The sequence below is a fragment of the Micromonospora avicenniae genome, from assembly GCF_900156065.1.
In the GTDB taxonomy this organism is placed as follows: domain Bacteria; phylum Actinomycetota; class Actinomycetes; order Mycobacteriales; family Micromonosporaceae; genus Micromonospora; species Micromonospora avicenniae.
Genome location: NZ_FTNF01000031.1, coordinates 1 through 22,870, shown reverse-complemented (window position 1 = coordinate 22,870; position 22,870 = coordinate 1). Strand labels below are relative to the sequence as shown.

20 protein-coding genes, 3 tRNA genes and 1 pseudogene are annotated in these 22,870 nt (G+C 68.2%); 13 read left to right on the top strand and 11 right to left on the bottom strand.

All coding sequences use genetic code 11. The annotated features are described in order from the left end of the window. Window positions 1-147 precede the first annotated feature (147 nt). Window positions 148-873: pseudogene (locus BXA10_RS28065) on the top strand (GntR family transcriptional regulator); the annotation flags it as partial. Next, window positions 870-1,604 carry an HAD family hydrolase gene (locus BXA10_RS28060; protein WP_076473862.1) on the top strand — a complete coding sequence of 245 codons (735 nt, stop codon included), beginning with the start codon at window positions 870-872 and terminating at the stop codon, window positions 1,602-1,604. The pseudogene BXA10_RS28065 and the gene BXA10_RS28060, both read left to right, overlap by 4 nt. Here BXA10_RS28060 and BXA10_RS31130 read toward each other — a convergent pair. The 4 genes from BXA10_RS31130 to BXA10_RS31730 form a co-directional block, all read right to left on the bottom strand. Next, complete coding sequence (locus tag BXA10_RS31130; protein ID WP_139338197.1) at window positions 1,601-3,088, bottom strand: hypothetical protein; 1,488 nt, start codon at window positions 3,086-3,088, stop codon at window positions 1,601-1,603. The genes BXA10_RS28060 and BXA10_RS31130 overlap by 4 nt on opposite strands. A 1-nt stretch (window position 3,089) precedes the next feature. After that, entirely contained in the window at window positions 3,090-3,695 is a 606-nt protein-coding gene (locus tag BXA10_RS31125; RefSeq protein WP_139338196.1) for a hypothetical protein, read from the bottom strand. Window positions 3,696-3,818: 123 nt separating this feature from the next. Next, complete coding sequence (locus BXA10_RS28050) at window positions 3,819-4,556, bottom strand: hypothetical protein (RefSeq protein WP_076473860.1); 738 nt, start codon at window positions 4,554-4,556, stop codon at window positions 3,819-3,821. Between the two features lie 298 nt (window positions 4,557-4,854). Continuing rightward, window positions 4,855-5,016 carry a hypothetical protein gene (locus tag BXA10_RS31730; RefSeq protein ID WP_175649333.1) on the bottom strand — a complete coding sequence of 54 codons (162 nt, stop codon included), beginning with the start codon at window positions 5,014-5,016 and terminating at the stop codon, window positions 4,855-4,857. 149 nt (window positions 5,017-5,165) lie between these two features. Between BXA10_RS31730 and BXA10_RS31725 the strand changes: the two genes are divergently transcribed. Continuing rightward, window positions 5,166-5,257, top strand: a tRNA-Ser gene (locus BXA10_RS31725). A 63-nt stretch (window positions 5,258-5,320) separates the two neighbouring features. Here the strand turns inward: BXA10_RS31725 and BXA10_RS31720 are convergent. Beyond that, a complete protein-coding gene (locus BXA10_RS31720; protein WP_175649332.1) occupies window positions 5,321-5,479 on the bottom strand; it encodes a hypothetical protein in 159 nt (52 codons plus the stop codon). 146 nt (window positions 5,480-5,625) lie between these two features. Between BXA10_RS31720 and BXA10_RS28045 the strand changes: the two genes are divergently transcribed. Continuing rightward, entirely contained in the window at window positions 5,626-6,162 is a 537-nt protein-coding gene (locus tag BXA10_RS28045) for a YbhB/YbcL family Raf kinase inhibitor-like protein (RefSeq protein WP_076473859.1), read from the top strand. A gap of 88 nt (window positions 6,163-6,250) precedes the next feature. On the opposite strand, the gene BXA10_RS28040 is transcribed toward BXA10_RS28045, so the two are convergent. Then, window positions 6,251-6,961 carry a class I SAM-dependent methyltransferase gene (locus tag BXA10_RS28040; RefSeq protein WP_076473858.1) on the bottom strand — a complete coding sequence of 237 codons (711 nt, stop codon included), beginning with the start codon at window positions 6,959-6,961 and terminating at the stop codon, window positions 6,251-6,253. Window positions 6,962-7,171: 210 nt separating this feature from the next. Here BXA10_RS28040 and BXA10_RS28035 point away from each other — a divergent pair, with 210 nt between their 5' ends. Then, on the top strand, window positions 7,172-8,995 hold the full coding sequence (locus tag BXA10_RS28035; RefSeq protein ID WP_076473857.1) for a DUF6311 domain-containing protein: 1,824 nt from the start codon (window positions 7,172-7,174) through the stop codon (window positions 8,993-8,995). Window positions 8,996-9,056: 61 nt separating this feature from the next. Here BXA10_RS28035 and BXA10_RS28030 read toward each other — a convergent pair whose 3' ends face one another. After that, window positions 9,057-9,839 (bottom strand): hypothetical protein, encoded by a 783-nt coding sequence (locus BXA10_RS28030; RefSeq protein ID WP_076473856.1) that lies wholly within the window; start codon window positions 9,837-9,839, stop codon window positions 9,057-9,059. 331 nt (window positions 9,840-10,170) lie between these two features. Here BXA10_RS28030 and BXA10_RS28025 point away from each other — a divergent pair, with 331 nt between their 5' ends. Continuing rightward, window positions 10,171-11,694 (top strand): peptide deformylase, encoded by a 1,524-nt coding sequence (locus tag BXA10_RS28025; protein WP_076473855.1) that lies wholly within the window; start codon window positions 10,171-10,173, stop codon window positions 11,692-11,694. 97 nt (window positions 11,695-11,791) lie between these two features. Here the strand turns inward: BXA10_RS28025 and BXA10_RS28020 are convergent, their stop codons facing one another. Continuing rightward, window positions 11,792-12,907, bottom strand: a complete 1,116-nt coding sequence (locus tag BXA10_RS28020; protein ID WP_076473854.1) for a globin domain-containing protein — start codon at window positions 12,905-12,907, stop codon at window positions 11,792-11,794. A gap of 144 nt (window positions 12,908-13,051) precedes the next feature. Between BXA10_RS28020 and BXA10_RS28015 the strand changes: the two genes are divergently transcribed. Next, entirely contained in the window at window positions 13,052-13,822 is a 771-nt protein-coding gene (locus tag BXA10_RS28015; RefSeq protein ID WP_076473853.1) for a CPBP family intramembrane glutamic endopeptidase, read from the top strand. 86 nt (window positions 13,823-13,908) lie between these two features. Here the strand turns inward: BXA10_RS28015 and BXA10_RS28010 are convergent, their stop codons facing one another. Beyond that, the gene (locus BXA10_RS28010; protein ID WP_245828590.1) at window positions 13,909-14,526 is read right to left on the bottom strand and encodes a hypothetical protein; all 618 of its coding nucleotides are present in this window, start codon (window positions 14,524-14,526) and stop codon (window positions 13,909-13,911) included. Between BXA10_RS28010 and BXA10_RS32320 the strand changes: the two genes are divergently transcribed. The 3 genes from BXA10_RS32320 to BXA10_RS27990 all read left to right on the top strand — a co-directional run bounded on the left by BXA10_RS32320 (window position 14,519) and on the right by BXA10_RS27990 (window position 15,759). Continuing rightward, entirely contained in the window at window positions 14,519-14,956 is a 438-nt protein-coding gene (locus BXA10_RS32320; protein ID WP_245828588.1) for a hypothetical protein, read from the top strand. The two genes, BXA10_RS28010 and BXA10_RS32320, sit on opposite strands and share 8 nt — an antisense overlap. Before the next feature lie 604 nt (window positions 14,957-15,560). Continuing rightward, window positions 15,561-15,651 (top strand) — tRNA-Ser (locus tag BXA10_RS27995). Window positions 15,652-15,686: 35 nt separating this feature from the next. Continuing rightward, window positions 15,687-15,759 (top strand) — tRNA-Arg (locus BXA10_RS27990). Between the two features lie 250 nt (window positions 15,760-16,009). Here the strand turns inward: BXA10_RS27990 and BXA10_RS27985 are convergent. After that, the gene (locus BXA10_RS27985) at window positions 16,010-16,738 is read right to left on the bottom strand and encodes an LPXTG cell wall anchor domain-containing protein (RefSeq protein ID WP_076473850.1); all 729 of its coding nucleotides are present in this window, start codon (window positions 16,736-16,738) and stop codon (window positions 16,010-16,012) included. 160 nt (window positions 16,739-16,898) lie between these two features. After that, entirely contained in the window at window positions 16,899-17,027 is a 129-nt protein-coding gene (locus BXA10_RS32490) for a hypothetical protein (RefSeq protein ID WP_281251455.1), read from the bottom strand. 18 nt (window positions 17,028-17,045) lie between these two features. Here BXA10_RS32490 and BXA10_RS27980 point away from each other — a divergent pair, with 18 nt between their 5' ends. The 3 genes from BXA10_RS27980 to BXA10_RS27970 all read left to right on the top strand — a co-directional run. After that, window positions 17,046-17,645: a DinB family protein gene (locus BXA10_RS27980; RefSeq protein ID WP_076473849.1), complete on the top strand. Its 600-nt coding sequence runs from the start codon at window positions 17,046-17,048 to the stop codon at window positions 17,643-17,645. Between the two features lie 217 nt (window positions 17,646-17,862). Next, complete coding sequence (locus tag BXA10_RS27975) at window positions 17,863-21,009, top strand: FG-GAP-like repeat-containing protein (RefSeq protein WP_076473848.1); 3,147 nt, start codon at window positions 17,863-17,865, stop codon at window positions 21,007-21,009. 185 nt (window positions 21,010-21,194) lie between these two features. Continuing rightward, window positions 21,195-22,870 (top strand): hypothetical protein (locus BXA10_RS27970; RefSeq protein ID WP_139338194.1); only part of this gene is annotated, 1,676 nt, incomplete at its 3' end.

Below are 22,870 nucleotides of genomic sequence, written 5' to 3'. Positions count from 1 at the left end.
AGCGGTCACCGCTGCTGAACCGGCGTCAGCGCCACCTGCCGGGCTTGCCGCCAGGCACGGAGGTAGGTGCTCTTGGATACCGGGGCCAAGCGGGCGCCGGCCGCGTTGAACATGCGGCCGTTGGCGTCGCGACAGTGCTGCCGCAGGCTAGCCACCCGCTACGGCGTGGCGCGCGAGACCGTTAAGCGGGCCCTAGACCTGCTCCGAACAGAGCGGCTGATCGTGACCCGGCAGGGTAGCGGCGCGTTCGTCCGGGCGCAGACGCAGCGGGCCGTCGAGCTGCGGCCACACATCGAAGCCGCGTTCGAGCGGCCCCACGTCACCATCGATTTCGCCGGCTTCTCTGGCGAGACACTGCGCGACGCGCTTGCCGAAGCGCTCGACAAGGTGCGCGTGGGCCGGCTCGCGCCGGAAACGATCGCCGTGCGAGTCCTGATCTCCGACATGACCGTGCCGATGGCGCTGCCCTCACGCGCCGAGACACAGGCCGACGACCCGGCCGTACGCGAGCGGGCAGAGCGGATCACCCGCCGGGCGGCAGACGGCATCATCGATCAGGTGACCGAGCTGGGCGACCTCGGCCTGATCCGGTCGACCACCGTCGAGGTACGGATGCACCGGGCGTCCCCGCTGTTCAAGCTGTACATCCTTAATGGCGAGGAGGTGTTCTACGGCTTCTACCCGGTTGTGGAGCGCACCGTCTCGATCAAGGGCGAGCCGATGGCCATCTACGACCTGATGGGCAAGGACGTGCCGCTGTTCCACTACGCGGTGACCGACGACGACACCTCGCACGGCACGCAGTTCGTGGAGGCATCCCGCCAGTGGTTCGACTCAGTGTGGTCGACCATCGCCTACCGGTACGACGGATGAACGCCGCCCTCGGCCGACTGCTCGGCGAGGTCGACGCAGTCCTACTCGACTTCGACGGCCCGGTGTGCAGCATCTTCGCCGGCTACCCGGCGCCGCAGGTTGCGGTCGAGCTGGTCAACGTGCTCCGGCGTCAAGGCGTCGACCTGCCGCCGAGCCTCGCCACCGAGCCGGACCCGCTTGAAGTGCTGCGTTGGACCGGGTCAACCGGCGACCAGGAGGCCACGCGGGCGGTGGAGGATGCGCTCTGCGCGGCAGAGCGCCGTGCGGTCGCGAGCGCCGAGCCCACACCCTTCGGCCGGGAGGTCATCGTGGCCGCTCGACAGGCAGGCCTGCCCGTCGTGGTGGTTAGCAACAACTCCGCTGGTGCGGTGGCCGCCTACCTGACAGCGCACCGGCTCGCAGGGCATGTGTCGCCGGTGGTCGGCCGGGCATATGCCGAGCCAAACCGCATGAAGCCCAACCCGGAACCGATCCTCCGAGCCGTTGAAGCCCTCGGCGCGACTCCTGGCCGGTGTGTTCTTGTCGGCGACTCGCTGTCGGACATCGAGGGGGCGCGGGCGGCCGAGGTGCGGGTGGTCGGCTACGCGAATCGGCCACCCAAGGCCGAGGCGTTCCGGGCTGCCGGGGCGGATGTAGTGATCACCAGCATGGGGGCGATAGCCGGCGTGCTGACGAGGGTTCTGACGGCTGATCGTCTGGCTGTACACCGGGTCGCAAACCTCTGCGGCTAGCTTGGCCCGCCCTCGTCAAGGGCTTCCGGTGCCTCAAGCTCAGGGAAGGTAAAGAGGGCGGCTTCGTCGCTCGAACCAGAGAAGCCAAGCGTCAACTGCGACGGCCCACTGCGCCAGCCGCCAAATAGTTCATCTAGTTCGCTGACCTCATTCTCGTTCAGATCCTCCATAACCCGCAGCGCCGCCGGCACCAGGTCCCCGATCGGGAAAATCGCCGGACCCTTACCGGCGGCTGTACGAGTCTCGAAATCACACCTCAAGGTTCTACCCTCGGGCAACTTGATGGTAGCTGCGCGCACCCTAGCGTCCCCAAGTGTGGAAATAATTCCGTGCAATGCGGCGTCGTGCGTTGCATCGGTGCCCTGAGAGGCATAAAGGACGCTGCAAGTTGGCCCTACAAGGTCAACCTGCTCAACACCACGGTTCAGCTGCTCCGCCCGAGCAATGAGGTCTTCACCACTAATGCTATCCCCGCGATCTGCCGCAACTCGCATATCTTCGGTCTTCCGGGCTACATAAGCCGTAAAGCGCGCCCCCTTGAGTGCCAAGTTTCCGGACTCTTGCGTCCAGGAAAAGCGGCTTGGGGCATCGAATAACGTCGCCCCGGTCTTCACCACCCGACAAATCCTGACCCAGAGAACATCAAGATTGCTTTTTATGAGATGCTGGAAGTTGGGCGATGCAGGGTCGACGTCCATCTGCGCAAGCCGCTCTACCGTCAGCCTTCGGCCGACCCGTCTCCAAAACTCAGCGTCGTCGAATTCTGCGAGTTCCAGCAGGAAACGAAACCCCTCGTCGGATAGGTCTGACGAAAGGTCGGTGCGACCTGGAAACGTCGTCGGGAGACCTCCGGACCCAACCCATACAGCTTGCAGGAATTGACCTAAACGCTTACTTGACCGAGTATCGAAAGAGTCATCTATCGTCGCAGCCGCCCGAGCAGTGAGCTCTGGCTCAGTTCTACGGGCAGCGTCAAATCCTTCGCTGAAGCTTTCCGCAATGCGGTGTCCTTGCTCTTCACCGATAAGCCCACGGCCGCCCTGCAGCACCGCTGCCGATGCGAGTTGGACAACTGGATGCCGACGACGCGTGTCTACCAACGCCTCTAGGCCGTCCGGATCGGTCACCAGAACATCCTTCGATGCGGTGACTTGGTCCAGAGAAGCTGCCGAATCAGGGTGTCGTCCAACCGCTTCCAGACTAAACAGAACGGGATGCTCGTTTCCGAGATAGCTCACGTCCTCATGCAGCCGCCGCGGATCAGGATCTGTTCGTATGTAGAGGTAGCGGGACTTCCCATCAGTCGGCCAATGAAGCACTAGATCTGGGGCGTAGGTGTTATTGAAGTAATCAGTGTTTTTGATGGAAACGCGCGGGTCCGTGTGACGCAGTTCGTCTATGACCGCCCGCTTAATTTGCCTGACGTTCTCCCGGGCATCCGATCCCGCTCGGGCTTGCTGGATTCGCTCCTGAAAGACTGACATCTCACCACCCCCCGCCGTGCTCAACTTCATACTTAAGGATTAGCCCTCGGTGCGCGTCAGTAATGACCAGTTTTTCTTGTCGGTCACTCAGCACCAAGAGCCAGAGCCGATTGGCTACCTCTTTGCACAAATCTTGATCGAGCCAAGCTCTTGCATCTTCCGGAGTTGCATCAGAGCCAAGGATTTGAGTTCTCTGCTCAACGACGCCTTTCTCAATCTCGTCAGCTTCACAGAGCTTCGACCAGCTCTCGACCAAAAATGGATGCCAGGTTATCCACATAAAATGGTCAGTGATTGCCCGGTTGAGAGTCGTCGCTACGTAGCACATCGCCAGATAGCGGCGGTACGCCGTGCCTTGACCGCCAGGCGTCGTGTATTTCTTGCATTCAGCGAGGAACATCTGATTCTCGAACTCGCCGCCACGCAAGATTCCGCCGATATCAAAGGAGAATTCATTGCCCGAGGCAGGCCAGTTGAAACTAAGTTTCTGAGCACCGGACGGGTCAGTATTAAGCCAAGCAGCCTTTACACGCGTGGTCGCATCGAGCCACTTCTTGGCGCGAATCGCTCCGTCTCGACCGATCTCATGGAGCGCCTCACCAACCATGGAACGGATGGTAACGGAGACGTGGCTAGGTGAAAAGATCGCAGACGTTGTGTCCGCAGTTGTACAGGTTCATCTGCCTATCAAGACACTGGTAGACAAGTGACAGCCAGCCAATGGAGGCCGTCAGCCTCCGGTGATCGCCTTGACCACCTCTGCCGTGCTGGCGGCTGTCGAGGCGATGGCCTCCGCGCCCTGGGCGTGCTCGCCCAGCTTGCCCCAGAGTCGGCCGAGCCAAGAGCCGACCTTTGCGCGCTCCTCGCTGTCTGGCTTGGTGGCCCGCACCGCCCCGAACGTCAAGGCATCCATCGCCTCTTCGACGTTGGCATATCCGCCGATACGGACGTTGAGCAGTGCCGCCTCCACGCCCCTCAACCGGTCTACCAGTAGCTCCTTCAGCTTATTCGGAAGGTCGCTGCTGACCACGTCATCGATGATCGCCCTGACGTCCTCCACAAGTTGCCTTGCCGAGTCCTTCGAGATCGTGGGCTCCACCTTGCCGTTGCGCCGCAGCGCCCGCTCGCAGGTCGCGATGCTGTAGGCCATCTCTCCCGTTACTTGGGACATGACTTGATGCATCTTGACTTGCCTGGCAAAGAGGAAGGTGCCCAGGACCTGGCGGATCTGGGGTAGATATGCCAGTAGATGGTCTGGATCCTCGTCCTCTGGCAGGGCGCGCACTTCGGCCTCCACCTCATCGACCAGCCTCGCGAGGTCGGCTGCCTTCTTGAGTACGTCGGCGTCGTCCGATACTCCGAAGATCTGCTTCCAGACTTCGACGGCCGGCTTGTCAGTGTCGCGCTGTTGTTGCCGCACCTGCTGTAGAAACGCCGCCAGCCTGCTCGCGGAGTTGTCCGTCCCCACGCTCGCACCTCTCGTTCAGTGGCCCATTGGAGTCTAGGGCCGTTGGGCGACCTTCCCTTAGCCGCGCCAGCCGGGTGAGACGCCCTCTGTGCCGAAAACGTGCCAAAGTTGGACATGCTTTTTCGCTTCGGTTGACGTCCGCCCAGCTCACGGGTGGGCTGGGGCTGGATACGCTGCGTCCCTCCGGAGGCGGGATCGTATCCGGTGGGCTGCCTCCACAGTGCGTGGACGGTAGACGGGAAGGCCGGGGGCGAAGACTGGCGAGCCGCTGTAGCTACGCACAGCGGCCCGCCAGTCGTCAGCGCAGCAGCTTGGCGGCAGTGTTGACGACCATGGTGGCAGCGGCGCCCACAAGCGGTGCCGCGTAGGCAGGAATTCTCAGCTCCTTCATGATCTTGCCGGTGGCCCAGGTCGCCACCGTGCCAACAGCGAGACTGATGAACAGCGCCCTCGGATCCATACTTCCTCCAACTTGATACGGGGATGATCACCTCCTATGGACCATCCGAACCTCGCTGGTTTTAGCAAACGCGTACGACAGAATCCGAGAGCGACACGCAAGCGGCCCGAGCAGTCCCTATGCCGCATTCGTGTCGCATGGTGGGCGATGGCTCGTATAGCAGCAGGTCAGCGCCGTGAGCTTCGTGGTCTTGAAAACCGGTAAGGGGGCAACCTCTTCGTGGGTTCGAATCCCACACCCTCCGCTCTGTTGAACGGCAGGACCGCCGAGGTCACCGGCGGGATCGCCGGTGCGCCGCGGCTCCTCACTCCTGCGCGTCCGGCTCCCGGCGCTGCTCACGGATCTTCTCCTCGGCCAGTCGCTGGACGGCGCGGCGGCGCTCCTCGGCGGTCGCCCGCTCGTCCGGCCGGTGCCGGAAGGCGGTCACGACCGCTGCGAAGAAGTCACGCCAGATGCTGGTCAAGAGATTTCTCCTGGAACGTTTGCCTGGAACCAACGGTAATGAGACGAACGGCGCATCCGCACCTGCCGCTTCCGGTCGAATGCTCCGGCGCGGCAGGGTAAGAAGATCACAGGACGTTCGCGCGCACATCGGAAGGACGCGTCTCGATGACCTTGGAACGACCGATCGCCCCGGACCCGTACGAACTGCTGCCGACCGTGCCGTCGTTCACGCTCACCAGCGACGACGTGCAGAACGGCGAGCCGATGGACGTACGGCACGCGCACCCGAGCATGGGCGGTGAGAATCTCTCCCCGCAGCTCACCTGGTCGGACTTCCCGGCCGACACCAAGAGCTTCGCGGTCACCTGCTTCGACCCGGATGCCCCGACCGGCAGTGGATTCTGGCACTGGGTGCTGGTCAACGTGCCGGCCGGCGTCACCCAGCTACCGCGGGGCGCGGGTGGCGCGGGCGCCGATCTCGGCGGGGCCTTCCCGGTCCGTAACGACTACGGCGAGCAGGGCTACGGCGGCGCCGCGCCGCCGAGCGGGGACCGCCCGCACCGGTACGTCTTCGCGGTGCACGCCCTGGACGTCGACCGCTTGGACCTGACCCCGGACGCCACCCCGGCGTACGTCGGGTTCAATCTGGCGTTCCACACCCTGGCTCGGGCGGTCATCCGTCCGACCTACCAGAGCAAGTGAGTTGAGCCAGCGCTCCCCCGTGATCCCCTTCGATGGCCGGCCTCGCGATGCGGGCCGGCCATCGTGGGCTCGCGGGGAGGGTGCGTGATCAGGCCGGGACGCGGGCCACGGCGAAGACGGACTGCCCGAACGGAGGGCGGGCCATCTGCTCGGCGGCCTTCGTCGCCGGAAGTACGAGCGTGTCGTAGATCTTGACCATCGGGCCCTCTTTCGGCATGAGCCGGAAGACCTTCGTCGCCATGAAGTAGCCGAGCAGGCCGAGCGCGTTGGCGTAGTGGATCTTCTCCACCGTCAGTCCGGCCTCGGTCATCGCCGCCGCGAGCGTCTTCTTCGTGTACCGGCGCACGTGTCCGGTGGCGATGTCCGCCGGGCTCATGGCGAACTGGAAGGCCGGCACGATGATGATGACCGCGCCGCCCGGCCGGACCAGCTCGCGCATGCTGCTCAGCGCGAGCACGTGGTCCTCGATGTGTTCGAGCACGTTGTACGAGACCGCCGCGCTGTAGTCCCCGCGCTCGGAGTGCGGCAGCAGCATCTCCCGGACGTCGATGTTCGGCTGGTCGGCCAGCCGCTCCTTCAACCGGACCAGGCGGTCCGGGTCCGCCTCGGTGGCGGTGAACCGAGGTGTGTGCTCGGACCACTCCAGTGCGTAGTCGCCCAGCCCGCTGCCGATCTCGATCGGATTGTCTCCCAGGTACGGCACGGCCAGCTCGACGAACCAGCGGCGGTGGTTGACCGCGGTCGCGAGACCCTCCAGCACCTCGGACTGGACGCGCTGATCACCAGTGATTTCTGCCATGCGTCGATTCCTCACGGTATGAACTCGACCCGCGCCTGGACCGACAGAGTGAATCATCCGCGCGGACGGCAGAAGAATCGGGGGAACCTGATGGCCGAAATGCGGTCGGGGGTGGCGCGTGATCGGCGGTCGGCGAACCCGGCACATAGTACGGCAGTACCCCGAAACGTGTCACGTGCACGCCTTAGGCTGACTACGCTCCGAATTGTTATGACTACTCCTGACCCGGGCGAACCCAAAGGCGGCTCCGTGGGCGATGCGGCGGAGGGTGTCGACCGGGGGGAGCGCTCGGCGTGGGGGCCACGGATCGACGTCCTCGCCCTGCTGAGCTTCGTGGCGCTGGCTTTTTGGGTGACCGCACGGCTCTGGCTCGACCCGCGCAACGGTATTCGGGACAACCGGTCGGATCAGGCGCAGTTCGAGTGGATGATGGCGCACGGTGCGCGAGTGGTCACGCAATTCGCGTACCCGTTCCACTCGGACCAGATGAATGTGCCGGACGGCGTCAATTTGGCGGCGAATACGTCGGTATTATCCGTTTCGCTGCCGCTTACGCCGATCACCCTGCTGTTCGGGCCCCGTACCTCGTTCCTGCTCTTTCTCACCTTCGGAATGATCGCGACCGGGGTCGCCTGGTATTTCCTCTTCTCCCGCGTGCTGGTCGGCTCCCGTGGCCCGGCCTGGCTGGGCGCGGCGTTCTGCGCGTTCGCGCCGGCCATGGTGTCCCACGCGAACGCGCATCCGAACATCGTGTCCCAGTTCGTGGTGCCCCTGATCATCTGGCGCACCATGCGCCTCGCCGAGCCGGATCGCTGGTTGCGCAACGGCGTACTGCTCGCGCTGGTGATCATCTGGCAGGCGTTCCTCAACCTCGAGATACTGCTGATGGCCGCGATCGGGCTGGGCGTCGTGCTGCTGGTCTTCGCCATCGGCCGCCCGGACCTGAGACAACGCGTTCGCCCCTTCCTCGCCGGTCTCGGGGTCGCCGCCGCCGTCGCTGCGGTGGCGCTCGCGTACCCGCTCTACGTGCAGTTCTTCGGACCGGGGTCGTACACCGGGCTGTCCCGGCTGATCCGGGGCTACTCGAGCGACCTCGCGTCGTTCGTGGCGTACTCCCGCGAGTCGCTGGCAGGCAACGCCCGTACCGCAGAGGGACTGGCGAAGAACCCGACCGAGGAGAACAGCTTCTTCGGCTGGGCGCTGGTGGTGCTGGTGATCGCCCTGATCTGGTGGCTGAGACGTAACCTGCTGGCGCTCGCCCTGGCCGTGCTCGGCCTGCTCTTCGCGGTGCTCTCACTCGGCCGGGAGGTGGTCTTCGACGGTCGGGAGACGGGTGTGCCGAGCCTCTGGGCTCCCCTCGAGGACCTGCCGATCCTGCACTCGGTGGTGCCGACCCGGTGGGCGCTGGCCCTCACCCCGATCATCGGACTGCTGCTCGCGCTCGGTGCCGAGTGCGCCCGGAAGCTTGCCGTACGGCATTCGAGCGCGCGACCCCGCATCCGCTTCTGGACGGTGACCGTGCTCGCCATGGCCCTGCTGCCGATCCTGCCCACGCCCCTGCCGGCGACCCACCTCAACCCGGTCCCGGGATTCGTCACGTCCGGGGCCTGGCGCCCGTACGTGGCAGGCGGTCGAAGCGTGGTCACGCTGCCGTTGCCGGACACCAACTACGCCGAGCCGTTGCGCTGGTCGGCCGTCACCCGGCTGGAGATGCCCCTGGCCCGGGGCTACTTCCTCGGCCCGGACGACCGGCCGCACGCGGAGGAGCGGGGTGCGGCTCTCTTCACCGCCCCGCCCCGCCCCACCAGTAGTTTCTTCACCGTGATCCGGCAGACCGGAGCGGTGCCGCCGATCACCCCGCAGAGCCGGGTGAACGCGGTCGACGACCTGCGGTTTTGGCGGGCCGGTGTGGTGATCCTCGGACCGCACCGGCAGGCGGAGGCGCTGCGTCGGGGGATGACCGAGCTGACCGGGATCGAGCCGGTTTTCACGCGCGGTGTCTGGCTATGGGACGTCCGCCCACTGACCGACTGAACGCTCCGCTCGCGGATGCCGTCGGCTTCTGTTCCAACGCTCCGCCGGACGAGACCGCCGGTCAGGCCTGGCTGACGCAGCAGCCCCGGCAGATCTTCGGCTGCGGCAGGGTGAAGGCCAGGCAGCAGGTGCGTCGCTGCACGGTCGGCTCGCCGCCCGGGCCGGGCACCAGTTCGACCAGATCCTGCAGGCCGAGGGCGTCGAGCAGGGTGGTGATCGTGTCCGCCGACGAGCCGGGCAGCACGTCCGCCGCCCGCAGCAGCCCGTTCGAGAGGCCGGAGGCGACCGAGCCGAGAAGCGTACGGGTGCCGATCCGCACCTGCGTCTGGATCGCCTCGATCATCGGCAGCAGGTGGGCATCCAGCAGTGAGGCGCGCAGCGCGTCGAGCAACTCGGCCTCGTCGGCCACGATCCGCACCCCGAGGCCGCCGGTGAGGGCCAGCGGGTCACCGGGCAGCACCGCCACGGTGGTCGAGTGGCGCAGCCCGAGGGTGAGCAGGGGGCGGCGATCCTCGAAGTGGACCAGGACGTCGGACGGGTCGAGCAGCGGCACTCGTCGGGCCGAGGCCCAGCCGAGCGCCACCGGCAGGGCGCTCCAGTAGCTGTACGACTTCCAGGCCAATGCGGCGCAGGCGTGCGGAGTGCCGCCCCACTGCTCGGCAGCGGCGCGCAGGAGATCCGGAAGCCGGGTGCCGTCGATCAGGGCGGTGGCCGGAATCCAGCCGATCTCATCGGTGACCGTCAGGCCGGGCGCGAGGCTCGGCACGTCGTCGGTGCCGAACATGGCGCGCAGAGCCGCCGTGACCGGAGCCAGCGGGGCGGCCGCGAGGGCGCGGCTCGGCATCACCGCTGTCACTCGATCATCCCCCGTACCCCCGTGAAGTCCGTTGAGCTAAGGCTAGCCTAACCACAGATCCCCGATTCCGGGAAGGTCGGACCCCGGCGGATGCCGAGGCATGGGTCACCTTCGGGCTTCCTGTCTCCGCAGGCGGCAACGTCACGTGCCAGCCGTTGATACCCCTGCCGGTACCGGAAAAACGCACCGGCTGTCCGGCCGGGCGCCAGAGGATCGACGGCCGTCGGTTAATTGTCAAGCAGATTGTCGGCAAGGTGGCAGTTCCGTGTGTGTTCGGCCACGGAACGTGAAACTGATACTCCCGGCCACGAGGAAGCCGATGACCACCTCACCCCTCGATCGCGCTGTCGACTCCTTTGCCGCCGAACTCGCCCGCCGACGGACCGGGCGGGGGCTGTCCAAGAAACAGTTGGCCGTGCTGATGGGCTTCGACCCGTCGTACGTCAGCCACGTCGAGGGCCGGCGACACCGCCCGACCGAGGATTTCGCCCGACGGGCAGAAGCCGTCCTGGAGGCCGGCGGCGCGATCTGGCAGCGCTTTCGTGAGTACGACGACGCGCGGCAGGCCCGCAACGGGCAGGCGCACCGTGAGCTGCCCCCGCCCGGGCAGTGGCTTCCCCCCGGCACCGGCCTGATCGTCGAGCGCGAATCCGCCACCCTCAGCCACACCGACGGGGGCTACCGGTGCGTGATCCGGCGGCAGCTCTACAACGCCGGCACCGAACCGGTCACCCGCTACCTGGTACGGGTGGCGGTCGACCGTTACCCGAACGACCCGGGCCGTTCGAACCGGCACCACCGGGAACATCCGCTCACCTTCGCGGAACTCCAACTGCGTGCGTACCGGGACGACGGCGGCGAGCGGGAGCCGATGCACTGGCGAGCCAAGCACGATCGGGACGCGTTCAAGGAGGTCTGGCTCCTCTTCGACAACGGCGATCGGCGTTTCCCGCTCTACCCGGGCGACCGGGCCACCATCGAGTACACCTACCGGGTCGGGGCGGAGAAGTGGGGACCCTGGTTCCAGCGGGCGGTTCGGCTACCCACCCGGCACCTCGCCGTACGGCTGGATCTGCCGGCGGCCCTCGATCCACAGGTCTGGGGCGCGGAGACCTCACTCTCGGCGGAGGAAGGCCCGCTACGCACCCCGGTGCAGCGGCACGACGAGGGCGATCGCGTGATCTTCGAGTGGGAGACCGAGGACCCGCCGCTGAACGCCCGCTACCGGATGCAATGGCGGTTCCGGGCCCGGCCGGAGCCGGAGCACGACACCCCGCCGAACGGCCGGATCCGCCCGAGCGACCGGATGCGTGCGCTGGGCGTGGTGCAGCGCGGTGACGACCTGCTGCGACAGGCCGCGCGCCCGTTCGACCTGCCTGCCGAGGAACCGGACGCCAGGGCGCTGGTCGACCGGCTCAGCGCGACCCTCGTACGCCTCGACGAACTGCATCCGTTCAGCAAGGGCGTCGGGATCGCGGCGCCGCAACTCGGCGTCGTCCGGGCGGTGGCCGTGGTCCGGCCCCCGGACCGGAACGCCGAGCCGGTCGTGCTGCTCAACCCGCGGGTGGTCGACGTCTCGCCCGACACGGACGAACAGTACGAAGGCTGTCTCTCCTTCTTCGACCACCGAGGTCTCGTACCTCGACCGCTGCGGCTCGACGTGGAGCACGCCCAGTGGGACGGCAGCCGGATCATCACCTCGTTCGAATTCGGGATGGCGCGGCTCGTCGCACACGAGATCGATCATCTGGAGGGGCGGTTGTATCTCGACCGGATGACGCCCGGCGTGCCGCTGGTCCCGGTGGAGGAATACCGCGAGACCGGCCGGCCATGGCGGTACTGACTTCCGCATCCGGGTGTCGAGCCCGGTGCGGGGGCGGGGGCCGGGGTGCGTGCCCCAGGGGGCAGGGGCACGCACCCCGGATGGGGGGAGGAAAGCCTCAGATCTCGCCGAAGGTGTCGTACCGGATGCGCGGCGGCGGCACGTTGTCGGCCGCGAGCACCCGCAGCGTCGAGCGGACCATGGGAGCCGAACCGGAGACGTAGCAGTCGTGCGTCGTCCACGGCCCGTACCGGCCGAGCACATCCGCGATGTCTCCCAGCTCGCCGTCGAAGTCCGGGTCCTCGCTGCACGCAGGGGTGACCGAGAGCCACGGGTGTGCGGCGACCAGCTCGCGGAGCCCGGGCAGCCCGTACAGGTCGGACTCCTGGCGGGCCCCGTAGAACACGTGCACCCAGCGGGTGCGGTTGTAGGTGACCAACTCCTCCACGAGCGCCTTGATCGGCGCGAGCCCGACCCCACCGGCCACGCACAGGATGTCCCGCTCCGAGGTCCGGTCCAGGGTCATCGAGCCCATCGGCGCGGCGAGTCGGAGCAGCTCACCCGGCTTCACCCGGCGAACCAGCGCCCCGGACACCCAACCGGCGTCAGCGGACCGGACGTGGAATTCCAGCACGTTCTCGTCGTTCGGGGCGTTCGCCACCGAGTACGTCCGCCACACCCTCGGGTGGTAGCGCGGCACCTCCAGGCTCAGATACTGGCCGGCCTTCCAGGGCAGCGGATGCTGGAGTGCGCGTACCGTCAGCACCGCCGTGTCGGTGCCGTGCCGCTCGTGGGTCAGCACCTCCGCATGCCAGAACGGCGGATTCTCGTCGGCCGCCGCTCCGGCCAGCATCTTCTCCGAGATCGCCGCGTACGCGTCCCGCCACGCCTGGTCGTACTCGAGGTTCCAGCCGTCGCCCGCGGTGCTGCGGAGCGCGTCCATGAGGGCGACACCCATCGTCGCGTAGTTCTCCGCCTCGACGTGGTACTTGCGGTGGTCGCGGCCGAGCGCGCGGAGGAACTCGTCGAAGCTCTCCGGATCGCCGATGGTGTGGATCGCCGTGATGACCGCTTCGAGCAGCCGGTCACCCTGCCCGCGCATCTGCACCGGGAAGAGCTGCCGCAGCTCCGGGTCGAGCAGGAACAGTCGGGCGTAGAAGTGCTCGCTGAGCCGCTCCCGGTGCTCCTCGACCAGGGTCCAGCTCTCCTTGAGCAACCGCTCGAAGTTCTCCATGCCGGCTCGCTCCCTCTCCTGACCGCGAATGGGGCGAACACAGAATCTCCACGGAGCGTGTTGACCGGTCGCACAGAATGTGCGATCAGCTCACAAGGGCTCCTCGGGCGGTCGCCGTACGCCCGCATCGGGCAGAGTGGTGCGGTGACCCTTGAGCTCACCCGCCCGGTGTCCCGCCGGATGCTGGGGACCGAGACGCTGCTGGTCCTCGGCCTCTCCCTCGGCCAGTCCGCCGTCTACGCGGTCGTCTCGATCATCGCGAAGCTGACCGCGCACGGGGGCCTCTCCAAGCAGACCGCCGCGCTGAACACCTCCGCGTCGGCCCGGCCGTACCTGGACCTGGCGTACCAGCTGCTCGGGATCGTGTTCGCGCTGCTGCCCGTGCTGCTCGCCGTACACCTGCTGAGCCGGGACCCGGGCGACCCGGCGCGAACGCTCGGCCTGGACGCCCGGCGGCCCGGTTCGGACCTGGTCCGCGGCGCCGGCCTGGCCGCGCTGATCGGGCTGCCGGGGCTGGCGCTGTTCTGGGCGGCGGCGCAGCTCGGCATCAACGCCACGCTCGTGCCGGCCGCGCTCCCCGACGTCTGGTGGGCCGTGCCGGTGCTCATCCTCGCCGCCGCGCAGAACGCCGTGCTGGAAGAGGTGATCGTGGTCGGCTACCTGGTCACCCGGCTGCGGCAACTCCAGTGGCGGATCGGCGGGGTCATCGCGGCCAGCGCGCTGCTGCGCGGCAGCTACCACCTCTACCAGGGCTTCGGAGCGTTCCTCGGCAACGCGGTGATGGGCGTGGTGTTCAGCCTCTTCTACCTGCGCACCCGTCGGGTGATGCCGCTGATCGTGGCGCACACCCTCCTCGACGTGGTCGCCTTCGTGGGCTACGCGCTGCTGCCCAAGTCGTGGTTCGACTGGCTCTGACCCGCCCCGCGGGCGCGCCTTTGGCCCCCCAACGACCCCAGCCGGCGTCACCGCCTGCTCGGCAGGCGGTGAATATCGCCGTCCGGTCAGCCGCCGCGCGCCGGGCGGTAGGCCGTGATCGCGCGGGCCGCCAGGCGTTCCGCAGCCGCCGCGTCGCCGGCCGCCGCTGCGAGCACCGCCGCGCCCGGAAGCAGCCGGGACGCCAGTCGCAGCGCCAGCCACCCGGCGGCCTGGGCGGCGAGCGGCGCCGCCAGCCGCCACGCCGCCTCCACCACGCGCGGCCAGGGCGCGTCTCCCGGTCCGTCCAACGCCCGCGCCGCGTCCAGAGCGGTACGCGCGCTCTCCGCATCCGGGTGCACCTGGGTCAGCACCAGCAACTCGACCGCCCGATCCGGGTGGGCCGGGTCGCGGTCGTACGCCGCCGCGAGGTGCAGCACCAGGTTGGCCTGGGCCCAGAGCACCGAAGTGAGCTCGGCCAGCGGGGCGAGGGCTCCGGCGAGCGCCGAGGTGGCCCCGCCAGCGCCGGCCAGCCGGACGAACCGCCGGGTGGCGAGCCGGGCCAGCCCGTCCGGCGACGCCTCGGGGTACGTCGAACGCAGCTGCTCGGCCCAGTCCCGTGCGCTCGGGCCGAGCGCCTCCACAGCGGCCAGGGCTAGCAACTCCGGCGCGAAGCCGGGGTGATCGAGCATCCGCGCGATGGTCATCCGGAGACCGGACGACTCGGCAGCCGGAGCCGGTACGGCGGAAAGCTCCTCTGGCGGAGCTGTGGCCTGCTGCCACGGCCGCGGTTCGGCGGCCGCGACCTGCACGGGCACCGGGGCCGATTTCTTCGGCGTGCTCCTGCGCGACGCGGGCACCTTCCCGGCGGCGGCCTTCTTCGCCGGGGTGTTCTTCGCGGCGGTCGCCGTCTTCGCCGGGGTGCTCTTTTTGGCGGTCGCCGTCTTCGGCTCGGGTGCAGCCACCGGCTCCGGCTCCTCGTCGCGCCCGATGGGGGCCGCCGGCGGGTCCGGCTCTGCGGGTCCGGTCTGCGCGGGCGCGGACTTCCCGGCCGGCGTCCGTTTCGTCCCGGAGGCTGCCTTCCGTGCCTTCGGTGCCCTGGCCGGTGCGGGCCCCTGCCGGTCACCCGCCGGCTGATCTGCCGCCGTCGCCGTCGGGTCCGCCGTCGCCGTCGGGTCCGCCGTCGCCGTCGGGTCGGCCGTCGTCGTCGGGTCGGCCGTCGCCGTCGGGTCCGCCGTCGTCGTCGGGTCGGCCGTCGCCTGAGGCGCGGACGTCGCCGCCGGCTGCTCCGCTGCTGCCGTCGCCGGCCTCGCCGGTGCGCTACCGGCCGGGCTGCCAGTGGCCGGGGTGGCCCTTCTGCCGGCCGTGGGCCGGGAGGGCTGGGGTGGCAGCGGGCCGTCGGGCTCGGGCGGCTGGAACAGTATGGCCGGGGCGGCCTTCACCGGGCGTGATCTTGCTGGCGGTGCCGGTGGGGGTGCCGGCTCGGACGCGACCGGCGGGTCGCCGGGCGGCGTGAAGGTCGCCTTGGGGGACCGCCGCCGGGCCCCGTCAGCAGGCTCGCGGCGGGTCGGCTCGCTCGGGGGCTGCTCCTGCATATCGATGGAGCCTAGCCGTGTTCACGCCGGTGCACAGCGTGGAAGTACGCCGAGGCAGATACCGGATGGGGTTGCCCGAGGATGCCGCTTTGCCCCCGGCGGGTGCTGCCCTGTATCCTCGGGCGCGGTGACTTGCGGGTCACCAAGGAGACTTCGCCTAGTCTGGTCTATGGCGCCGCACTGCTAATGCGGTTGGGGTCTTAAAGCCCCTCCCGGGTTCGAATCCCGGAGTCTCCGCGCGAAAGTCGGTCGTGTAGGCTGGCTGAGCACGAGCGCCCGTAGCTCAATGGATAGAGCATCTGACTACGGATCAGAAGGTTAGGGGTTCGAGTCCCTTCGGGCGCACAGCAGGTCAAGGGCCGGTTTCCTGTCACGGGAGACCGGCCCTTGATCCTTTTGACCCCCACGGCTGAGCCCAACGCCTACGCGTCGAACAGGAAGGCCAAGGCCTGCTGAACGTTCGCGGGCCAGCTTCGGATCATGGGTGAGGAGCTTCGCTACTCACCGCAGGTGATCTCCCACCGCACTACCGCCTCGCGGCACAGGCGAATCGCGCCCGGCCCGACAAAGCATCGAGCCGGGCGCGTCCAGTGGGCTATGCCACGAAGCGGGAACGGCGTCGGCGGCCGATCACATAGCCCACGCCGCCGAGGAGCAGAAGCGCCCCGCCAATGCCGGCCACGGTCGCGGTGTCGGCACCGGTAACGGGCAGCCCGCCGCCTTCACCGCCGGCAGCACCCAGGCTGGTGGAGGAAGCAGGGGCCGGTGCAACGGTCGTCGTGGCGCTGGGAGTGGCGCTCGGCGCCGACGTGGGCTGAGACGTCGGTGTCGCTGTGGGCTGAGACGCGCAGTCGAGCTCACGTGCGGCGTACAGGCCGTCGTTCAGGTAAGCCATGAAGGCATCGATGGACCCGTCGTCGAGCGCCTTCTGCGCGGCCGCCTTCACGTTGGGACCAGCGCCCGTCAACGTCCGGTCCACCGTGATCCGCAGAGCCGTCGACCAGGCGTTCTGTACGTCCGCCTTGAGGAATGCACGCAGATCATCCGCGGTGCCGTCCAGGCGCTCCTGAACAGCGTCAGGCAGAACGGGCAACGAGTCGGCGTTCGCCGCCGCCAGGATCTGGTTGGCCAGCACCCGTATCTCTGCATTTGTGGCGGTATCCAGGTCGATGGTGACAAGCTCGCGGATATCCGTGTACACCTTGCGCTCGACCGTTTGGCAGGCTTCGTTCAGCCCGGACGGTTCGGTTTGCGCCATCGCCGGTGCCGCCGGGATCAGAAAGGCCAGCGCCATTAGGACGCCGACCCGGATCTTCCATCGCATGTGGTCTTTCTCCCCGCTCCAGGCAAAAACATGGAGATGTTACCGTCAATGGCGGATCGGCTGTGCCCCCGGCGTCCATACGACGAGTGGTCGTCGCTCAGGTCCCTCCACAAGGGATGAAAGCCCCACCGCCTAGACCTTTGCTGAAACCTCTCATAGGTCAGGCGAGCTGGGATGGTCTGAGGCACGAGCTGGTCGCCGCCGCAGGCGCGACGTTGTACGACTGCCCGACGAGGAGATCCGCACCGGTCGGCCCGAGCCACATCACCTCGATAGCGTGCAGAGACATCGACCGCAGGAGGCATACGTGGCAGTTGACTTGGGATCATCGTTGGTCGGGCAGCTGGAGTTCTACTGGAATGTGCACTTGCGGCCGCGGCTGGATGGGCTGACCGACGAGGAATACTTCTGGGAACCCGTCGAAGGATGCTGGAACCTGCGCCCAACGGCGGACGGCCGCCACGTTCTCGATGTGCAACGACCCGAGCCGTCGCCCGCGCCGGTGACCACTCTTGCCTGGCGACTCGTGCACGTTGCTACCGGAATGGCCACCCGCGTAAGCGCCTTTTTCGGCGACGGAAGCGTGCCGGAGGACGCCGATATGTTCGACTCTCGGCATCTTCCTGCCGACCTGCCTGGCAGCGCCGCAGCCGGGATAGCCCTGCTCGAAGACTCCTACAAGGGCTGGCATGACGCCATCGCCAGGCTGGACGAGCAGGCATTGAGCCGGCCGCTCGGGCCGAGGGGTGCATTCTTCGCCGATGAGTCAATGGCAGCGCTGATAGTGCATGTGAACCGCGAGGTGATGCACCACGGCGGCGAGATTTGCCTACTGCGTGACCTCTACCGGGCGACAGGTTATGGCGCCGCCGACCTTCGCCGCTCAGAGACTGGCAGCGGCGATTGAGAGGTGCGGCGCTGAACGGACCAGCGCCGTCGAGAGCAACGGCACTGGCTGTGGGCGACGGGTGGGGACGCAGCGGATCGAGTCCCCGGGTCAGGAGCGGGACAGGCCTGGTGCCTGCATCAGCCGTTCGGCGGCACACCCGTCGAAGATCATCAAGCTAGGCTGCTGCGCGTATCTGGGCGCGTTCTGCGCCGTACCCAACCCCAGGAGGACCTCTTTGGGTCGCAGTCTTTCGGCCGGTGCCCTGGCGACAACCCTCGCCCTCGGCCTGCTGGTCACCCCGGCCGCACCGGCCGCCGCCGAACCCGGCGCCGCAGCCCGTGAGATCGCCGTCTTTCCGGAGAGCGAGGCGACGGTCCCGGCCCACGAGGCGATCATCTTCGCCGGCGTGACCGGCTTCCTGCACCTTCACAACACGTCTGGCGAGTATCTCTGGACCCGCTACGACACCGGCGAAACGGTACCGGTTCCGAGCCTCGCGGGCGTCAAGCCGTCATCGCTGAAGCCGGCCGGTGGCGACTTCGTCTCCACCCGGTTCCAGGTGCCGGCAAAGCCGGCCCCGGGCAAGGTGAGCGTGCTCGACCTCTCGGACCAGAGCTGGCAGCAGTGGGCGGTGCCCACCGGCTCCAACGGCTATGCCGTGTTGAGTGTCTACGGCCGCACCGTCATGGCCGTGAAGCTGTCGGGCGGCGTCGGCTCCCGTGCCGAGCTGCTCACCTTCGCCGAGGACGGCACCATCGCCGGCAGCACCCCGATAACCGTGCCCGACGGCGCCGTCCCCACCGGCATCTACCCCGCCGCCACCGCTGACCTGACCTCCGCCGTCGTCGGGTACGCGAATGAGAACGGCACGTTGCGTTCCGGGCTGCTCGATATCGCCAGCGGCCAGATCATGCCGATCCCGGGTGCCCCCCAGGTCGGTTGGGGCGCAGCGGTCTTCCGGCTCACCAGCGACACCGTCGGCTGGGCGTCGTCCTCGATGACCGGTGGAGGCACCTACTGGCTCTACTCGCGCAGCGGCCTGGCTGACGGCTCCAACACTGAAGCCCGGAAGCTGACCGTTCCCTACGACACCGTGCGCCGCTCGGCGATCGTCGGCGACGGCCTGGTCACGTCGCGGGACGCCAGCGGATGGGGTGCCACCTGGGAGCCGGCGGTCGCCGTCTCCGCCGACGGCACCCGGACTACGCTGCTGCCGCGAGTCGACGCGGAGGAGACCGCGGTGGTCCAGGCCGCGGACGGCACCGCGCTGGTCGTGGGCGGCTCAGGAGCCCGGGATTGGGCGGTACGCCGGATCAGCGCGCAGCCCGGTCAGGCGCCCACCAGCACGCCGCTGATGCCGGTGCGTGACCCGGTGGAGAACGCGGGTCTCCTCTACCACCAGGGCCTGGTTCGGCACGTGCAGAGCGAGATCGTCGGGACGACTGGTGAGCCCGGATACGCGCTCTACAACCACCCGATCGTGGACGACGGCTCGGTCAAGGCCGGTGGGGTCGCGTTCGCGAAGCCGCAGGTGCCCTGCGAGACGGGCGTTCAGTGCGTGCGGCTGGCGGAGGGCAATCAGGAGGGTGTGGCCTACGTGTCCCCGGGCGCCGACGGCGCGAAGGACACGCTCTACACCTTCCGGGAATTCCCCTCCAGCTACAGCACCTACTCGCTACCGACGCAGAACGGCCGGGTCGTGGACGTGGGCAACCGGTACGTCCTGGTCGACGACGGCGCTACGACCGATCAGTACCTGGTCGACAACGCTCACGGGAGCACGACCCGGCTCGGGCCGGCCACCGGTGCCGCCCTCTGGTTCGACACCCTGTACCGGACCAGCGGATCGTCGGGTTGGATTCAAGCCCGCGACCTGATGAACAGCAGTCCGGTCAGCTGGAATTTCTCCACCGGTGCCCCCTGTGCGCCGACCGAACTCCAGGCCAGCGCGCGTTGGCTCTACTGGTCGTGTGGGGTGGCCGGCCCGGCCGGGGTCTACGACCTGCAGCGGAACCACAACCTGAGTGTGCCGGCCGGGCCGGCGATGCTGGGTGACGGTTTCCTGGTCCGGCACGAAACTGGTGCGCTTTACCTCACCGACTTCCACGACGGCACGGTGCGGGCGCCGGTGAAGCTGGCCGACCTGGCTGCGGGCGTCCCGGCCGACGGCCGCCGGGTGACCTGGGCGGTGGACCGGCACGGTTCCGGCGTCGCGTATGTAGACGCGGAGAACGCGGTGCACGTGCTCGACACCGGTGTGCCGGGTACGCCGGTGAAGGCCGCCACCTCCTCGGTGCGGGACGTGGCGCACCCCCGGACGGCGGGGGCCGGCTGGTACGGGTCGTTCGGGCTCACCCGGTCGGTCACCCAGTGGGAGCTGACCGTCACGCGCAAGTGGACGGAGGAAGTGGTCCACCGCCAGACCGGGGCCGCCGCCCGCCAGAGCATCTCGGTCAGTTGGGACGGCAAGCTCTCTTCCGGGGAGCCGGCCCTGAACGGGCCCTACCAGTGGACTCTCAAGGCCACCACCGCCGACAGTTCCGAGCCGGTGACGATCGGTACGAAGGCGCTCCTGGTGGGTTGCGGCACGTTCCCGTTCCGGGGTTACGACTGTTACGGCGGCCCGGGTCTGCTCGGGGTCCAGGCGACCGGCGAGGGGCACTGGTACGGCACTCGCCGGGACCAGAGCGTCCCGGGTGTGCTCTACGACCACGGGTACACCGACAACTGGTGTTTGAGCTGTTCGGGGGCGTCGCGTACGTCGGCGTTGGTGCCGTTCGGTGATTTCAACGGGGACGTGTACCCGGATCTGTTGGTGCGTGACGGTGACGGCGGTATGAAGGCGCATCTGGGTATCGGTCAGCTCAACTTCGGTGGCCGGCAGACGGTGAGCCTGGGTGCGGGTTGGATGATGTACAAGTCGATCCTCGCCCCCGGTGATGTGAACAGTGACGGTCACGACGACATCCTGGGTGTCGACGCGGACGGGAAGCTGTGGCTGTACACCACCACCGGTAAGGGTGGGATCAACTCCCGGGTGCAGGTCGGCTCCGGCTGGAACATCTACAGCCGGGTCCTCGGCGCCGGAGACCTCAACGGCGACGGTCACGGTGACCTGCTCGGCGTCGACGCCACCGGCGTCATGTACGCCTACTTCAGCAACGGCGACAAAGGCTGGAGCAGCCGCGTGAAGGTGTTCGCCGGCTGGAACATCTACAACTCGATCGTCGCCATCGGCGACCTCGACGAAGACGGCCGTAACGACCTCGTCGCCCGCGACGCCGACGGGGTCCTCTGGTCCTACGCCGGCCTCGGCAACGGCTCCTTCGAGCCGCGGGTCAAGGCCGGCTCCGGCTGGAACATGTACAAAATCATCATCTGACTCGAACTGCGCGCCCCGACCGCCCCCGCACGCACCGCGTGCGGGGGCGGTCGTCCATCAGGTGGACGTCGGCTGGGCAACGACGGCTGCGCGTCCACGAACCAGCCGTTCGGCGGCCTACCCGTGGCTCTTCATATCGATAGGCTCACTTCCCCGTGCGCAGCACCCCACTCAGGAGGACCCTTTTGGGCCGCAGTTCCGCAGCCGGCACCCTGGCGACCACCCTCGCCGTCGGCCTGCTGGCAATCCCGGCCACCCCGGCCGCCGCCGACCCGGGCACCGCTCCGCGCGAAGTCGCGGTCATCCCCGAGTACGAACCGACCGTGCGGCCCACCGAAAAGGTGGTCTTCGCAGGTACGACCGGCTTCCTTCACCAGCACAACAACCAGCGCAGCTACCTCTGGACCCGCTACGACACAGGCAACTCCGTCCGGGTGAACGAACTCTTCGGCGTACGGCTGGCGGATCTGCGACCGGCCGGCGGTGACACGGTGACCATCGAGGCGTCGTCGGGCTCGTCGACGCACGTGGTGAACCTCGCCGACCAGAGTTGGGAGACGTGGGCGTGGGCCGCCGAGGGCGAGCCATTCGGGATCTACGGACGCACGATGATCTCGCGGGTCAGCGACAGGCAGCTCGCGCTGCACACCGTCGACGCCGAGGGGAACATAACCGGGAGCCGCCCGGTCACCGGCGCCCCGGCGGGCACACGCTTCGCCGCGGAGTCCCGGGTCGGTGACGCGGCCTCGGTGGTCGTACCCGGGACCACCTCGGACGGCAGGAACTGGTACGGCCTGCTCGACATCGCGACGGCCACCGTCGTCCCGATTCCCGGTGCCACGGCGGCGTCACCCACGGACTTCCGCCTCTCCGGGGACGCGGTGGCCTGGGTGACCTCGACCGGCACCGCGCACGTCCTCTCCCGTGCCGGCCTCACCTCCGGCAGCGACACCACGGAGCGGGTGGTCACGGTCGCGGGTGCCCGCAATCGCCTGGCTGTGCTCGGTGACCGGGTGGTCGCCACGCTCGACCCCGTCCCGGGCAAGACCGACGGCTCGGTGATCACGGTTTCGCTGGACGGAAGTGGCCAGACGACCGTGCTGCCCCGTGCCCAGCCGGCCGACTCGCTGCTCCAGGGTCCGGACGGGACCGCGCTGGCGGTCGGTGGCACGAACTACCGCGACTGGGCGGTGCAGCGGTTCACCGCGACCGGCGCGGCGCCGGCCCCGGTCATGTCGGTGCGGGACCCGGTTGAGAACGCCGGGCTCACCTACCGCCGCGGCGTCGTGCGGCACGTGCAGACCCAGGTCTTCCCGAGCACCTCCGAGACGCAGTACGCGGTGTTCAACCACGCGCTGGCGCCCGACGCGTACCCGCTTGCCCAGCAGGGAGGCGAGCTCAGCGTCTACTCGGTGCGCTGCACGCCAGCGGTCGCCTGCGTCCGGACCGTCGACGGAGTCGAGGGCAAGACGACGTTCCTGATGGAGGTCAACGGTCAGACCTCGATCACCAGGAAGGGCGACGGCGGCGGCAACTTCTCCATGTGGCTGCCGACCACCGGTGCGCGGCTGGTTGACGCGATGGACCGGTACGCCGTCGTCGACGGAGGAGCGCCGGCCACCCAGTACGTGGTCGACCTGGTGCAGACGGAGACCCTGCGTACCGGCCCGATCACCGCCGCCGCGCTCTGGTTCGACACGCTCTGGACCACCACCGGCGGCAACGGCCAGCTCCGCCAGGTGCGGCTGCCGGGGTTCCAGACGATGCGAACCGTCTCCATCGGTGCGGCGTGTGTGCCGACCGAGGTCCAGGCCAACGTCCGCTGGCTCTGGTGGACCTGCGGCCCGAACGGCCCCACCGG